Source organism: Lysinibacillus sp. K60, from assembly GCF_019731275.1.
GTDB classification, from domain to species: Bacteria; Bacillota; Bacilli; order Bacillales_A; family Planococcaceae; genus Lysinibacillus; species Lysinibacillus capsici.
In genome coordinates, this window is the sequence record NZ_JAASJR010000001.1 from 564,090 (window position 1) to 577,246 (window position 13,157).

Here is a 13,157-nt window from a genome sequence, read left to right on the forward strand (position 1 = left end):
ACAGATTGATGGCAACAGAGGCAGAAATTTTAAAAATCTTAGCTGAAGAACGCAATATGCGGAAAGCAGCAGAGCGTCTATTTTTATCCCAACCAGCTCTTTCACAACGATTACAAACAATTGAGAAAGACTGGGGTGCCCAATTATTTATTCGTTCACAAAAAGGTTTAACAGCAACACCTGCTGGTGAACAAGTTATTGCTTATGCAAAGGAAATGCTAGCCAAAAAGGAAGAAATATTTGAAACGATTCAATCCTTAACGACAAAGGTAAATGGGACATTGAAAATTGCCTGTGCATCCATTGTTGGTCAGAACTGGCTACCAAAAATTTTGAAGGATTTTGTGTCAAAATATCCAGAGGCTAAAATATCACTGATGACGGGCTGGAGTTCTGAAATTGTGAAAGCTCTTTATGAGGGCGAGGCACATGTAGGTATTGTACGAGGCCAAGTTGACTGGAAAGGAGAAAAGATCCACCTTTTCAGAGATACTCTTTATTTGGTGGACAAAGAGGTTAAAACAATTGAAGATGTGTTAAAGACAGACCGTCCATTTATTCAATATAAGAGTGATTCCAACTATTATCAAGAAATTCAACAATGGTGGCAGCAGCATTTTGCTTCAAATCCAAGAAAACAAATTTTAGTGGATCAAATTGAAATTTGTAAGCAAATGGCTTTAAATGGTATCGGTTATGCGATCTTACCTTCTATTACGTTAAATGACCACGATGCCATTCATAAAATCCCTCTATCAAATGATGAAAAAGAGTTTGGTCTTACACGCGATACTTGGCTAATTGGTTATGAATCCTCTTTTGAATTAAGACAAGTAGAGGCGTTTGTTGAAGTAGTGCAGGATCATGCACGGTGTTTGTTTGATTATACTAAATAGAATATCAGGCAGCTCTAGGGTGTTTTGGAGTTGCCTTTTTGCATTGTAGAATTCTTAAGAGTTTATGAATATTAATGAAGATAACATAAGAAATGGAACAAAATGCAATATAAATCGTATAATTATGTAACCATCTATTTACATAAAAAGGGGTTGAGCTTTTGAAAAAGACAAAATGGACGGCACTGACCTTACTAGTCATGCTTGTAATGAGCTTTATCTTGCCTACAACTCAGGCGAGTGCTGCTGCTACGCTAGAGGTGAAAGCAACAGCTGGTGTTTCTGGTAAAGCGAAATATCAATCAGTAGTACCACTCCAAGTTACAGTGAAAAATAATGGAGCTGACTTCTCAGGAGATATGGCGATTAATTCATCAAATTCTTATGAGGCAGCTTCAGCACTTGTCGTTCCAATTGATATAGCAGCAGGAGAGGAAAAGACATTTTCTTTCTATCTTGATGGTTTAGCTGACTATAGTTATTCGGACACAGATTTATTTGCCTTTTATGAGGGAAACATTGAAAAAGGAAAAAAGATTGCCTATAAGGGAACTAAACGTCTGCAATCAAATTTTTTAGACCCCTCATCAACATTCATTTATACATTAACAGATAAAAGTGATCGACTTTCAGCACTATTACGTTTATCAACATTTGTAGCTCAAAGTAATGTGGAAGTATTTAATATCAATCAATTAAAAGATTATACACTTCCAGAAGACTCGCAGGGACTTGCGATGGCCAATGTCATTGTTGTAGATGAAGTGGCTATTGCTGATTTAACACAGAAACAACAAGAAGCATTACTAAAATGGGTACAGGATGGTGGTACCTTGCTTCTAGGGGCTGCTGACCAAATCAATGCTACAGCAGGGATTTTTAAAGAGTATTTACCTTTGTCATTATCACAAGAAATGACTGCGATTTCTGCAGAAGCTTTAACTAAATTGTCAGGAGGCGGCATTTTTACACAGCCGATTTCAGTTTACGCAGCTACTAGTAGTGAAGGAAGTTTACCTGTACTAACAGAAAATAATGCAATGTTAGCAGCAAAGAAAAAAGTGGGTAGCGGGGAAGTGATTCAAACAACTTTCTCTTTAGGTGATCAACCACTTGCTTCTATGGACGGCTACGGAGCACTTTTAGCCAAAGTGATGAATATTCAAAGTATTTCCCAGCAAGGAATGATGAGACAGGGACAATCTCCTCTCGATCAAATATCTTATGAACTTCGTACCATTAATGAACTATTTCCATCTTTCGAAGTATCAGTAAGCTATATGCTTATTGTCATTATTCTTTATATTTTAATAATCGGGCCAATTCTTTATTTTGTCTTGAAAAAAGCGGACAAGCGTGAGCATGCATGGTGGATAATACCTTCTATCTCTGTTGTTCTTTCCATTGTTCTTTTTATTGTCGGAGCGAAGGATCGTATTGTTCAGCCACAAGTTCAGCAATCTGCATTCTATAAAGTAAATGAAGACAATAGTGTAAATGGCTATTATGTAGAATCCATTTTAACGAATCGCAGTGGGGATTTTGTGGTCAATGCTGACCAAAATACAACTGCCGTTGCATTAAGAAATTATAATAACTTCACAGGCACGATGGGACCATTACATGAATCTTCTTATGTAAAAGAAAATGCTAGCGGTTCAACACTAACATTACGTGATTTAAGCTACTGGTCTGTGCAATCCTTTGGTGGAAAAACATCAGCACAAAATATCGGAAAGATGGATATAGATATAACACTGAAAAATGAACAACTAACAGGAACAGTTAAAAATAATTTCCCGTTCGCATTAAAAGATGTCACATTAATCTCTGGTGTGAAAGAAGTAAAACTAGGTGATATTGAAGCAAACGGAACATTACAGGTAAATAAGGAACTGAAAACAACAGTTCTTCAAAAACCATCTATTTTCAATAATTATAATTATAGTTACCCATCGAAAAAGGATGAGGTAAACCCAATGCGGATTGAGCGAATGAAAACTTTAGCATTGCCGCTTATCGAAAAGGATAACCAGCCAATACTTACAGCTTGGACAGATCAAGCTGTGGTAGGTGTTGAATTAGAAACAAGTGCCAATATGTCACCAATTACGATGCTTGTTCAACCATTTAAAGGAAAAGTTGAACTAACAGGACCATTTACAATGAAGCGTAATAACTTCTCGTATTCAGTAGAGCCACTATCAGCTAATGGATATTATGAAAAGATCGAGGAAGAATTGAATAAATGGTACCTATCTGAAGGATTGTACGAAGTAACGATGACCATGCCAGATCAATTTATGGATGCCGTTGAATCACTCAATGAGCTGACAATTTCTAATAAGGATGTCTCACGTATGCAGCTATCCATTTGGAATAATGAAACGAATATATATGAGCCTTTAGTCGATACAAAGCAAGTGTTTACAGACAAGGTTTCAACATACTTTAATCAAGATGGAGAGCTTCGAATTGAAATCAAATATGGTCCCGACCCATCAGGAGAACAAACGAAGTTACCAGACATAGAGCTGAAAGGAGTGGCAAAATAATGATTGAAATTCGTGATTTAACGAAACGATATGGCTCCTTTACAGCATTAGATCATTTAAACTTATCTTTAGAAGAAGGCGTTGTATTTGGATTTGTTGGCGCAAATGGAGCAGGGAAATCAACGACATTCTCTATTTTAGCTACACTATTGTCACCGACTTCAGGAGATGCTCTGATAAATGGCAAAAGTGTTGTGAAGGAACCAAAAGAAGTTCGAAAGCAAATTGGTTATATGCCCGATTTCTTTGGTGTATATGATCAGTTAAAAGTAGACGAATATTTAGATTTTTATGGAGCGAGCTACGGTCTCCAATTAGCAGAGCGTCAAGTGTTAATTCCACAACTATTAGAACTAGTGAATTTAACAAGTAAACGCTATGAATATGTTGATTTATTATCACGTGGTATGAAGCAACGCTTATGTTTAGCTCGTGCACTTATCCATGATCCAAAGGTACTGATTCTAGATGAACCTGCATCAGGACTAGATCCACGTGCTCGTGTGGAAATGCGAGATATTTTACGGAACTTAAAGTCTATGGGAAAAACAATTTTAATTTCGTCGCATATTTTGCCTGAGCTTGCTGAGATGTGTGATGAAATCGGTGTTATTGATAATGGTAAATTAATTGCACATGGAAATGTAGCCGCGATTCAGGCCCAGCTACAAGGAGAAAAGCGTATTGTGTTGAAAGTGACAGATCAATTGGATGTAGTACGAGCGTTTTTAGAGGAAGATCCGCATATTTCATCAATTGATGTCATTGAAAATCGTTTAGAAATAGCCTTTAACTATCGAGGAACAAATGCTGAGCAGGTGGCATTGCTAAAAAAAGCTATGCTTACAGATTTACCAATCTACGCATTAAGTGAAGAAGAGAAGGATTTAGAGGATGTCTTTATGGCGATTACGAAGGGAGCGGACAATCAATGATGGAAAGATTTCACAATCCAGTACTTGTTAAAGAATTGAAGTTACGCTTCCGTTCTTTTAAAAGCTTTTCAGGTTTAATGTTTTATTTAGCGGTACTGTGTATTTTCATTGCAGGGTTTTTATTGCTTACAACTGAATTTACTGGCAGAGGCTTCTTTAAACCAGAGACAAGCTTTATGATGTTTGCTGTGCTAACCATCTTGCAAATGGCATTAGTTCTTTTCATTACACCAAGTTTGACTGCAGGTGCTATCAGTAGTGAGCGTGAAAAGCAAACATTAAATATTTTATTAACAACGACACAAAGTTCTACACAAATTGTTATTGGAAAATTACTATCCTCCGTAGCATTTCTAGTATTGATGCTGGTAGCGGGATTACCACTATACAGTCTAGTGTTTCTATTCGGTGGTGTGTCGCCTTCACAGCTTATTTCTATATTTTTATTTTATTTAGTCACTGTAGTAGCAATAGGTAGTATAGGTGTGATGTTTTCTACGATTACTAAGAGAACTATTGTTGCCATGATTGCCACATATGGCTCAATCATTTTCTTAGGAGGTATTACAGCATTCTTCTTCTTTTTAACAATGGCCTTTCATCAAATGGGTAATGCCATTGGAACAGGTACCTCCTTTATGACCTATTTCTGGGCATCTATTAATCCAGGTGCCTTGATGCTGACCCTTATTTCTCCAGAGATGGGAGATACGTTAGCAGAGCTTTCGGGTGTAGAACTACCTGTATGGATTACTTATTTAATTGCCTATGTATTCATCATTGTACTTTGTTTAACCATTGCGATTAAAAAATTACGTGCCAACATGAAAAGTAACCGATGAGGAGGAATTGGTATGGAGCGTCGTAAGCAATTACGAAAATATATTCAGCGTGCAAAATCGAGATTAACTCTTGAAAGAAGCATTCCCATTGCACAATACGGTTTGTTTTTGGCATTGCTTTCGAGTGCTTCTCTCGTACTTATTTCCCGACTATTTATCTGGCCATATTATCGCCAAATAGCATTAGGTGCCTTTATTACCGTTATTATTGCAACTATAGCTTATATTTGGTGGAAGCGGGTCAAAGAGAAAGAGGCATTGCATAAACTGGATCATTATTTCTCACATAATGAATTAGTGACAGCTTTATCATTTAAAGATGATCAGGATCCTCTTGTTCAATCATTATTATCGAAAGCGATGCAAAATGCTGAAAAAGCTTTCGCAGACTTTAAGGCTCGAAAGAAAAATCTATTTCGTCCAAAGGCGTTTATCGGATTGTTTATTACAACAGTTGTTCTAGCTATTCTTTATATGTTCCCAGCAGCTACGCAAATTGAAGCAATAGAGGTTGAAAAGGAGCAGGCAGTTATCGAAGATATGAAGAAGGAAATCGCTAAATTAGAGAAAAAGGCGGAAACAAAAGAAGTAAAGGAGCAATTGCAAGAACTTCAAAATACTTTAAAAGAGGCTGAAACAGCAGAAGAAGCTTTACGAGAAGTTGTCAAAAAGCAAAAGGAGTTAGCATTAAAGGAGCAGCAATTAAAGGATAAACAAACGGCTAGTCAAGATGGCACAACAGAAGGCAAAGGTTTAACGAAGGAAGAGGTTGAGCAGCTAAAAGAGCTTGCCCACATGCAGCAAGGGCTCACAGAAAATGCAAATGCCACACAAACTGCTATGAGTAAACTTGGTAAACCAGCAAGTAACTCCTTACAAAATGCAATTGCGAGTGCCAATAATGCAAGCAGTCACAATCAAAACAGTCAACAGTCATCTGGTAATTCCCAACCTAGTAATCAACAAGGCCAGTCTAGTCAAAATAATGCGCAAAGTGGTTCCCAACAGCAAAAGGGTAGTAGCCAGAGCAATGGTCAAGGCCAAGGACAGGGCCAAGGTCAAGGACAGGGTCAAGGTCAAGGCCAAGGCCAAGGACAGGGTCAAGGTCAAGGACAGGGTCAAGGTCAAGGTCAAGGACAGGGACAGGGACAAGGACAAGGACAAGGTGGTCAAGGAGCAGGAAGTGGCCAAGGCGGTCGGAATTTGTTAACGACACCGAATCGAATTGGTGGGGCAAGTGAGACATCAGTAGATGGTGGCAATTTAGGAGATGGTTCCCATGTATCTGAGCAACAAGGAAATGGTCCGATAACAAAAGGTTCTATTCGACCATATGAAGAAGTAATTGGCTCATATAAAGACAGCTATTTAGAGAGTTCAGAGCGTTTACAATTACCGAAGGATTTACAAAATGTCGTGCAATCTTATTTCACGTCAATTGAGTCGCAGTAGGAGGAAAAGAAATGGCCTTTACAGAGCAACAGTATGTAGATATGAGTACGAAATTACAACAAGTTAAAGAAGAAATTCATCGCTTCATTGTTGGACAGGAAGAAGCAATTGATTATACCCTGTATGCAGTATTAGCGGATGGTCATGCATTGTTAGAAGGTTTACCTGGCTTAGGAAAAACGATGTTAATTCGTACCATTTCAGAGGTACTGGATCTGTCGTTTTCACGTATTCAATTTACACCAGATCTTATGCCAGCAGATATAACAGGAACAAGCATGATTGAACGTACACCCGATGGGAAGCAGCAATTTACCTTTCAACCTGGGCCAATCTTTAGTCAAATGGTATTGGCTGATGAGATAAATCGCGCAACACCTAAAACCCAAAGTGCCTTGTTGGAAGCAATGGGTGAAAAAACGGTAACAATATTAGGGGATACAAAAAAAATGGCGAGACCATTTTTCGTGTTGGCAACTCAAAACCCTATTGAAATGGAAGGAACATACCCATTACCAGAGGCACAGATGGACCGTTTCCTTTGTAAAATTCTTGTACCCTATCCTGAAAAAAGCGAACTTATGGAAATTATGAAGCGAACGACAGGTGCCCAGGAAATTGGTTTACAGAAGCAGATGGATACGGATGCTCTCATTCAAGCTCAGCAAATGGTAAAGGAAGTGATGGTTGCTGATGAAATGCTAGAGTATGCAACTGATCTAGTGGTGGCTACGCATCCTGAAAGAACCGATGCGCTTGATGAGGTTAAACAATATGCTATGTATGGCAGTGGTCCACGTGGTTTGCAGAGCTTAATCAAATTGGCAAAGGCAAGAGCTTTAATGAATGGTCGTTTTCATGTTTCTGTAGCTGATATTAAATCTGTTGCTAAGCCTGTTTTACGTCATCGCATGCTGTTGAATTATGAAGGGGAGGCTTCAGGAAAAACAGCAGACGATGTGATTGATGTTATTTTAGAAAAAGTTCAGCAAGGTATTAGCAAGTGACAGCAAAATACTTATTGCCCCAAGACTGGTTAGCGAAAATCAGTCGCTTCCAAGTAGCGACGGCCTCCAAATTACGCGGACAACATAAGGGCTCGCACCGTTCTCAACGCTTCGGGGCATCCCTTGATTTCTCGGATTTTCGAGAATACCATTTAGGTGATGATGTACGCCAAGTGGATTGGAACGTCTTTGCTCGTACAGATAAATACTTTATTAAAAGGTTTTTAGATGAGCAAGAGATGCGTGTACATATTCTACTTGATGCTACCAAATCAATGGGGCAACATGCTAAGTGGTTATTTGCTCGTCAAATTGTGGCCTCCCTCGGTCTAATGGTATTAGGTCGAGATGATCGTCTATCCTTTTCTTTTGTCCAAGATGAAGTGAAGCCACCATTTCGACGGAAGGGTACCATGTATCGCCGAGCTTTTTTACAGCTAGTAACAGATATAGAGGAAGCTAATTACTCTAATCGTTTTGCCAAGGATGCACTTAAAGCTTTACCTAAAGATAGTACCGTATTATTCATTGTTACAGATGGATTAGAGCCAATTGAGGAATGGGAACAGCTATTAAAAAGGCTACCACGCTACGCTGGAGATGTTCGTATTTTGCAAATTGTAACGCAAGAAGAACTGTCACCAAATTATTCGGGTGATGTACGTCTCCTTGATCGTGAAACAGGTAATGATGTGAATGTGACGATGTCCTCTAAAGTACTGGAGTCCTACCATGCAAGACGCATACTACATGAAGAAGAATTTGAAGCCATTTGCCGTCGCTTTGGTGTTCAAAAATTACAATTGAAAGTCGAAGATGGATTGCAACATGCGATTTTCCAGCAATTATTAAAAGCACATTGGATTAGGTGAGGTGAGCCGTATTGGGCTTTAGTCAAATTATATTTAGCTGGACGGCCATCATCCCGGTCATTGTCCTACTTTATTATTTCTTTCGGAAAAAATATACAGAACAAACTGTTTCTTCGACACTTTTTTGGTCGGAGATTATGCAGGAAACTCGAGTATCGCCTTATTTAAAGCATTTACAAAAAAATGTCCTACTATATTTACAGCTGCTTGCTTTACTGCTACTTGTTTTGGCATTAATGAATCCTTATATAAAAAAATCAACCATTGTAGGTGCACAAACCATATTTATTGTAGATACTTCAGCCACAATGCTGGCAGGCAAAGAGCAATCAACCTTTGACGCTCATAAACAGGAAATGCTGAACTTGATGGATGAATTGAATGGTCGACCTGTCACATTAATTACAACTGGCGCTACACCAAAAGCTGTTTTACAGCAAGAAACCAACACGAGTGAAATAAAAAAAGCTATTCAAGATTTACAAGTAACCTATGAAACTGCTGAAATGAATAAGGCGCTGGATGTAGCACAGGCATTTGTGAGCGATACACCAACTTCTATCTATGTTTTTACAGATACACTTGATAAAAAGCAATTACCGATGGACAAGGATTCTGTGAAATGGCTAGTAAGAGGTGCTACAAAAGACTTAACAAATATCGCTATTACACGCTTTGCTGCTACGACAGATGGACAAGCTACGCTGGCACTTGTACAACTCCATAATGATACAAATACCGAGCAAAAGGTAACACTCGCATTGAATAATGCAGAGGGTGAGGAGCTGGTAGCAGAAAGTGTCGTTGTGCCTCCAAATGAAGCCATTACGAAAACATTTAAAGATTTGCCTTTAGCAAAATCCATGACAGCTATTATTGATGCAAAAGATGATTATGACATAGACAATCAACAAACAGTATTACTACAAACGACTACGTCAAAAATTATTGTTGATCAAGGCTTGCATCAACTGATACAAAAAGGTTTTCAAACAGTTAGTAGTGGCGTAAAAATCGTCCCTTCCTTGCAAGTAGCTGACAATCAAGATGCTACAATAATCACAAACCAATCAGCCTTATTGGAAAAGATGGACAACCCCCTCGTATTATTTGGTCGTGATGATGCAGAAAAAGTAGATGCGAATGGGACGGTAAGCACTAGAAGTGATGCATTATTTGCATTTAGTGAACTAAAGGATGTTTATGTTAGTGCTGTTTATCCTGGCTTTGCGGACTATGAAACGATTGCTTCTGTTGGAGAAGAGCCATTCATCCAACGCTCCCCTAAAGGAGATATCGTTGTTTTAGCGGATATTGCTGATACAGATTGGCCCTTACATCCATCATTCCCACTATTTTTATGGAGTACAGAACAGCAGCTAACAGAATCAGTTGGGTCACTTGGGATTTTTTCACCCAATGAACAACGTGCAGTTGCTTTAGCGCAAGGAGACTGGAATGTTTATTCGCAGGAAGACGAATTTCTTTCGTCTGTTACCAAGGGTATGCTAACTGCGCCCAAACAGCCAGGCATTTATATGGTACGCTCAAATAATGAGGAAAAACAATTGATTGTGCAATTGCAAGCCCAAGAACGTGTTATTGAACAAGGAACAAGCTTTACAATAGGTGATATCTCAGACAACGGAAAGGAAGAAGTTTCGATGACCTCTTTCGTGCCTTGGCTAATTGTGATTATTTTACTATTGCTTGTTTCAGAGTGGGAGGTGCAACGACGTCGTGGATTTACGAATTGATATGCCGTTAGTATTGTTGTTACTCCTTCCTTTATTTTTGTATTTTGGATGGACATACTTTCATGAGCGGCAGCGACTCAAAAGAAGTCATATTGTTGTACTTACTATTCGCATAGTGGCAGCAGGCTGTTTAGTTTTTGCACTCGCAGGTCCCTATCTATTATTACCAATAAAAGAAGAACAAATTGTTTATTTAGTAGATCGTTCTGCTTCTATGAATGGTACGGAAGATGAGATGGTTCAGTTTATACAGGAGAGCCTACAATCAAAAAAAGAACCACAACTTGCGGGCATTTATTCATTTTCCTCTACTTTACAAACAGAAGCTATTTTGTCTAAAACATTAAAGGAAGTACCAAAACTAACTGAAATCAAAGCTACCGATCAAACGAATATAGAACAAAGTTTACAGCTTGCTTCAGGGATTATAGATCCTAAAAAAGCAACTCGTCTTGTGCTATTAACAGATGGTAATGAGACAAAGGGAGATGCTTTAGAATTTGCTACGAAGTTGAAAGGTTCCAATATTAGTGTTGATATTAAGCCTTTTAGTCAACCAGTTGTCAATGATGTATCACTAAAAAGCTTTGTATCCCCTCAAGTGGCTTATGTTGGAGAGCAACAACAATTAGTGACAGACATACATGCAACCTCAGCAGGCCAAGGTGAGCTGTTATTATATGAAAATGATGAGCTTATTCATCGAGAGGCAGTTGAGCTGACAGAAGGCACGAATGTGTTTACCTATAAACATGCAGCAACAGCTGAAGGACTTGTAAAATATGAAGCCGTTGTTCAAGTTGGTCAGGATGCTATTTTTGAAAACAATAAGTTAACTAGTGTCACAATGGTTCAAAGTGAACCACATTTATTAATCGTTAATGGTTATGAAACAGCTTCACCCATCGCAGCAGCACTTGGTAGTCAATCCATTGCCTATGATGTTGTAGCGCCTAACAGTCTACCAAATGAACTATCCAGCTATTTGCAATATAATGCTATTATTTTCGACAATGTACCAGGTCATTTAGTGGGTGAAGCAAAAATGAGTGTTATTGAGCAAGCAGTCAAAAACTTTGGAGTTGGTTTTACAATGGTTGGTGGAGAAAATAGTTTTGGTCTAGGCGGCTACTTTAAAACACCGATCGAAACCTTATTGCCAGTGGAAATGGAAATTAAGGGCAAAGAGCAATTACCTTCCTTAGGATTAGTGATTGTACTTGACCGATCTGGCAGTATGCAAGGCTCGAAGCTTGAGCTTGCTAAGGAAGCAGCGGCACGTTCTGTTGAGATGTTGCGAGACGAGGATACATTAGGATTCATCGCCTTTGATGATCGTCCATGGGAGATTATAGAGACAGGGCCTCTTAGCAGTAAAGAAGAGGCTGTGGATACTATTTTATCAGTAACACCTGGTGGGGGAACAGAAATCTATAGTTCATTAGCTAAAGCCTACGAGAACCTTGCTGATTTAAAGCTCCAACGTAAGCATATTATTCTCTTAACAGATGGGCAGTCACAGGCAGGGAACTATGAGGATTTAATTACTGAAGGAAAAGAAGATGGTATAACCTTATCGACAGTAGCGATTGGACAAGATGCCGATGCGAACTTATTAGAAGCGCTTAGTGACATGGGCAGTGGACGTTTCTATGATGTCATAGATGAGCAAACCATTCCTTCTATTTTATCTCGTGAAACTGCTATGATTTCCCGCACCTATATTGAGGACAATCCATTTTACCCTGCAATTTATAATGCAGCAGGATGGAACGTACTGTTTGCTAATGGTGTCCCACAAATGAATGCATACATTGGGACAACGGCAAAACAGGGGGCTACTGTCGTAGCAGAAAGCGAAAAGGAAGATCCTGTGTTAGCGCAGTGGCAATATGGTCTTGGTAAAACATTTGCCTTTACATCTGATTCAACGGGTAAATGGACAGGAGATTGGGCAAGATGGCAAAATTGGGGAGTATTTTGGCAAACACTTATTTCTCAAATGCTACCAAGCTACAATGATGTAGCCTATGATGTAAGATTGGAAGCAGATGGTTCCTTTATGATTACAGACCCTACAAATGAAGCTGCATTTTTAGACATTGTTGCAGTAAATGAAGCAGGGGAGGAGCTAGAAACACAACTTGAAACCATTTCCGCATCCCAAGTTCGAGCTGTAGTACAAGCTGAACCTGGATTAATTTTCTTCCGTGTAGCAGATGAAAAGCAGGCCATCTATCAGGCAGGGCTAAGTGTTCCTTATAGTGCTGAATACGAACTACTCCCTGTAAATAACCAACTGATAGAAGAGTTAACTCAGCGAACAGGAGGCACTGTTTTAAAGGAACCACAAGATGTCTTCCGTGACTTTACGACAAAAGGAGCAGATCGGCAAAATATTGCCACATGGCTACTCTTAGCGAGTATGCTTCTTTTCTTTATTGATATTACCATAAGACGTTTTGGTTGGAATTTCCTAACGAATACGAAGAAAAAAGAGCCGCTGGTTGAGGAAAAAACTCTACAGGCAGAAGACACAAATGTAGCACATTTGTTAAAAGGCATGAAAAAACGATCTTAAAATAGAGGAAGCAGCAGTGCAAACTTAATAGTTTTGCACTGCTTTTTTATATTGTTTGAATAGAGAGTTGTCCCCTTTGTTAGAGCGGGTAAGATGATCTAAAAAGTGGGCTCTTTGCTCATAAGGAGAGAAAGGCGCTCTAAGTTGAGTCATTGCCGCTCATAAAGAGTAGAAAAGCGCTCCAAGTAGAGCCATTGCCGCTCATAAAGTGGAAAAAGGCGCTCTAAGTAGAGGTATTCTCGCTCATAAAGGGAAGAAAA

At 39.0% G+C, this 13,157-nt stretch carries 9 protein-coding genes; all 9 read left to right on the top strand.

What is annotated here, in order from left to right; all coding sequences use genetic code 11:
- Positions 1-8: 8 nt before the first annotated feature.
- The 9 genes from HCH28_RS02765 (at position 9) to HCH28_RS02805 (ending at position 12,897) form a co-directional block, all read left to right on the top strand.
- Positions 9-896, top strand: coding sequence for a transcriptional regulator CcpC (locus HCH28_RS02765; protein WP_221679822.1), 888 nt, complete (start codon positions 9-11; stop codon positions 894-896).
- A gap of 161 nt (positions 897-1,057) precedes the next feature.
- Complete coding sequence (locus HCH28_RS02770) at positions 1,058-3,451, top strand: DUF7408 domain-containing protein (RefSeq protein WP_221679595.1); 2,394 nt, start codon at positions 1,058-1,060, stop codon at positions 3,449-3,451.
- Positions 3,451-4,386 (top strand): ABC transporter ATP-binding protein, encoded by a 936-nt coding sequence (locus HCH28_RS02775; protein WP_221679597.1) that lies wholly within the window; start codon positions 3,451-3,453, stop codon positions 4,384-4,386. The genes HCH28_RS02770 and HCH28_RS02775 overlap by 1 nt, the downstream gene beginning before the upstream one ends.
- Positions 4,383-5,228, top strand: coding sequence for an ABC transporter permease (locus tag HCH28_RS02780; protein WP_221679598.1), 846 nt, complete (start codon positions 4,383-4,385; stop codon positions 5,226-5,228). The genes HCH28_RS02775 and HCH28_RS02780 overlap by 4 nt, the downstream gene beginning before the upstream one ends.
- Before the next feature lie 12 nt (positions 5,229-5,240).
- Positions 5,241-6,680 (top strand): hypothetical protein, encoded by a 1,440-nt coding sequence (locus HCH28_RS02785; RefSeq protein ID WP_221679599.1) that lies wholly within the window; start codon positions 5,241-5,243, stop codon positions 6,678-6,680.
- A gap of 11 nt (positions 6,681-6,691) precedes the next feature.
- On the top strand, positions 6,692-7,687 hold the full coding sequence (locus HCH28_RS02790; protein WP_048391973.1) for an AAA family ATPase: 996 nt from the start codon (positions 6,692-6,694) through the stop codon (positions 7,685-7,687).
- The gene (locus HCH28_RS02795; protein ID WP_221679601.1) at positions 7,684-8,559 is read left to right on the top strand and encodes a DUF58 domain-containing protein; all 876 of its coding nucleotides are present in this window, start codon (positions 7,684-7,686) and stop codon (positions 8,557-8,559) included. Before HCH28_RS02790 ends, HCH28_RS02795 begins: the two co-directional genes overlap by 4 nt.
- Before the next feature lie 11 nt (positions 8,560-8,570).
- Positions 8,571-10,316 (top strand): vWA domain-containing protein, encoded by a 1,746-nt coding sequence (locus HCH28_RS02800; RefSeq protein ID WP_221679603.1) that lies wholly within the window; start codon positions 8,571-8,573, stop codon positions 10,314-10,316.
- On the top strand, positions 10,300-12,897 hold the full coding sequence (locus tag HCH28_RS02805; protein ID WP_221679604.1) for a VWA domain-containing protein: 2,598 nt from the start codon (positions 10,300-10,302) through the stop codon (positions 12,895-12,897). Before HCH28_RS02800 ends, HCH28_RS02805 begins: the two co-directional genes overlap by 17 nt.
- The last annotated feature ends 260 nt before the right edge of the window (positions 12,898-13,157 follow it).